1 protein-coding gene is annotated in these 1,820 nt (G+C 43.0%); it reads left to right on the forward strand.

From position 1 onward, the window contains the following. Positions 1-121 precede the first annotated feature (121 nt). Positions 122-1,405 (forward strand): IS110 family transposase, encoded by a 1,284-nt coding sequence (locus DOT_RS22715; RefSeq protein ID WP_009623870.1) that lies wholly within the window; start codon positions 122-124, stop codon positions 1,403-1,405. Positions 1,406-1,820 lie beyond the last annotated feature (415 nt).

Here is a 1,820-nt window from a genome sequence, read left to right on the forward strand (position 1 = left end):
AGGAGCATTCCTGTAAGTAACAAAAAATGAGCTTTGAAAAAAAGACGACCTCACGTTAAGATTTGAGAGGACGGACTGTTGGCCAACAGAATCCAATCAAAAAATAACGGAGGTCATCCAGGTGAATTTTACACAAAACGAGAAACTAAATCAACTATCCGAAACGAGTATTGTCATAGGCGTGGACATAGCCAGCGAACTTCATTATGCCAGAGCGTTCGACTGGCGGGGAGTAGAGTTAGGTAAAGTCTTTAAGTTTGCAAACAGTGCCGAGGGATTCAAGGATTTATCCGCATGGATTGGACGGCTAAAAAAGCAGACACAAAAGGACAGCATTGTAATCGGAGCAGAGCCAACGGGTCATTACTGGTTTGGCCTAGCATCCTACCTGAAAGAACAAAGTATCAAGCTAGTCCTGGTCAACCCATTCCATGTAAAGCGGAGTAAAGAATTGGATGACAATCACCCGAGCAAAACTGATGCTAAAGATCCCAAAACCATTGCCAAGCTGGTAATTGAGGGCAGATACAATGAACCCTATATTCCAGAAGGCATCTATGCAGAACTGCGAATAGCGACGTCTTGCAGACTGCGCATTCAGAAGGAAATGAACAGCATAAAGAATCGCATACAGAGGTGGCTGAAAATATACTTTCCCGAGCATGAAACTGTATTTGGAAAGTTTGATGCAGCAAGCAGCATGCTGGTGCTTCAGGAGGCTCCCTTGCCCAGCGATATTAAAAAACTTGGAGCAGAAGGAATCAACCGAATTTGGAGAGATAACAAACTCAGAGCAGTTGGAATGAAAAGGGCTAAGAGCCTGTATGAAGCTGCTCAGGAGACCATTGGTTGCCCTGAAGGGGAATCTTGTTCCAGGATGGAAATTAAGCTGCTGCTCCAAGACTATCAAAATAAAACGTCACAATATGACGTCATCATGGATGTTATCGATGGACTGTGTAGGCGAATACCAGAAGTGGCAAAACTGCTTGAAATTAAAGGTGTGGGCCTTATTACAGTAGCCGGTTTTCTCTCTGAGGTTGGAGACATTAGACGCTTTAATTCTCCAAAACAGATCCAAAAACTTGCAGGCTTGGCCTTGCGAGAAAGCAGCTCGGGCAAGCACAAAGGACAGACCACGATCAGCAAACGGGGACGAGCACGACTGAGGGCAATTCTATTTCAAGCAGTGATGCCGCTAGTCGCTAAAAACACAGAGTTTGCAGAGATACACAAGTATTACACGACGAGGATCAAGAATCCTCTCAAGAAGAAACAATCGCTAATCGCCTTAAGCTGTAAACTGATTCGGGTATTCTATTCCATACTAACGAAGGGTATAGAATACGACCCGCAAAAGCTAATTCGAGACATTCATCGCCCCGCAGAGTATTTGGCAGCGTAAAAGAATCATAACATGAAGAGCAAAAACCAAACTGTTCTATTGGTAAGCGTCACCACAGAATAGATCAAAATCATTGAATTCAAGCAAGACAAAAGAGCTGGTAGTCAGTCGCATATTATTCCATTAGAGCAAAGACTCGGTCGAGGAGCAAAACTGACACCCAATCATGGATAGGTGGAACGAAGGAATTTAGGGCAGATTTAACATCTTGACCCTGTTAGACATGGGAGGTTTACCACCGTGAGAATAGTGGGTTACAACGGCCAACATATCCAAAACAATAGACGTTGGCTTTGCCATACTCAAATTCTCTGAATTAAGCATTCTATGCAAGTTCTATCCGTGATAACTTCTTTTGGTGAGTTAGCAATTCTATAAAAACAAGAGGAAAACCAAGAAAAATCAAATTTATATA

This window comes from Desulfosporosinus sp. OT, assembly GCF_000224515.1.
Classification (GTDB): Bacteria; Bacillota; Desulfitobacteriia; order Desulfitobacteriales; family Desulfitobacteriaceae; genus Desulfosporosinus.